The organism is Bartonella sp. MR110HLJHH (genome assembly GCF_042194225.1).
GTDB lineage: Bacteria > Pseudomonadota > Alphaproteobacteria > Rhizobiales > Rhizobiaceae > Bartonella > Bartonella grahamii.
In genome coordinates this window covers 1-1,223 of record NZ_JBHIMQ010000067.1, presented here as the reverse complement: position 1 = coordinate 1,223, position 1,223 = coordinate 1, and the positions used below count along the sequence as shown (strand labels likewise).

The following is a 1,223-nucleotide window of genomic DNA, read 5'->3' as shown; positions in this document are numbered from 1 at the left end:
ATTTTCGTAATTGGGGGGTGTTGCTCTTGCATTAATCTCTGCAAGCGCTCGGGATAAAAAAAATCTTCTGGACGCAAGTCTATCCCATGCTCACGTGCGTAGTTCAGAAGCATAATTTGATATTTAGCTGGTATAATTCCGCCTTTACCCTCTAGTTTTTTTAAAGGATAAGTCCATTTATAAACAGCAGACACATGACATTGAGAAATCAACGACACACGTTTCGCACCGCCTAAATATTTTATAATCGTACCTGCTGAATTTTTGATATTCATTTTAATTTCTCTATTTATCAAATGGGCATTTATTCGATTATAGAAAAAATGTCAACATTTTTTCTAAAATAGAAATGTTGATATTTTTTAAAACAACAGGAATATTGGTAAGTATGGATATTCAAAAAGAAATAAAAATTTGGGCAAATGAAAAACTTAAAACAATGGGTCATGGGTCCCGAACTGAATTAGCTAAACATATGGGACTTCATACATCTGTTGTATCTAAAATGCTTTCTATCGATGATGATAAAGAAAGTAGAAGTATATCTGCTGATGAACTCGTTAGATTAACTTCATTTTTTAAAGCTCTCCCCCCTCATTTTATACCCGATAATTGTGATGATTATTTTTTAAAATTATATTCCTCGGCAAAGCCAGAACATAGAAAAGCTGTCATTTCTTTTCTACGATCTTTGCAAGAAGAAGAAGATGAAAAATAACCACCCGTTTTTGCTCATTTGTTAATGACGAAAATATTTTTAGAGCTTTTTTAGACTGCTTCATACAGAATTTTCTCCACATTGAAATGAAAATTAAATTACTTTTTTGTGTAGACTATTTGTCTATCACTAAAAAAATTTTTTTCTGTTTTAGAAAAATTATATTGACTTATTCTAAAATCGAAAATATGTTCACTCCATATCTTAGAAAATAACTTTTGCCAATAGGCTCTATGGAGGCATTTGTGACAAAACCAGTGTTTATAAAATCTGATGAAATTCTCTTAGTGATGTGCGAAAATGAAGAGCAAAATCTCGCTAAATATGGAACTTTCTTCGAAGAAAAGGACATTATCAATTTTATCGACCAAGCCGATAATGCTGTCCAAATTTTGCGTATTGAACCAACGACTAATCGTTGCGAAGACATCTCTGAAGATATTGCCGAATTCTATCTTAAAGAATGTGAAGAGCAGTGTTTCAACGGAAACATTCCTCACGACTT

Annotated in this window: 3 protein-coding genes; 2 read left to right on the top strand and 1 reads right to left on the bottom strand. The window is 32.2% G+C overall.

Annotation, left to right across the window (positions count from 1 at the left end; genetic code table 11):
• Nucleotides 1-275, bottom strand: a 275-nt coding sequence (locus tag ACFIKB_RS09345; RefSeq protein ID WP_375653477.1) for a hypothetical protein, incomplete at its 3' end; no start/stop codon positions are given.
• Between the two features lie 113 nt (nucleotides 276-388).
• Here ACFIKB_RS09345 and ACFIKB_RS09340 point away from each other — a divergent pair.
• Nucleotides 389-718, top strand: a complete 330-nt coding sequence (locus ACFIKB_RS09340) for a hypothetical protein (RefSeq protein ID WP_375653475.1) — start codon at nucleotides 389-391, stop codon at nucleotides 716-718.
• A gap of 245 nt (nucleotides 719-963) precedes the next feature.
• The coding region (locus ACFIKB_RS09335) for a hypothetical protein (RefSeq protein WP_375653473.1) at nucleotides 964-1,223 on the top strand (260 nt) is incomplete at its 3' end.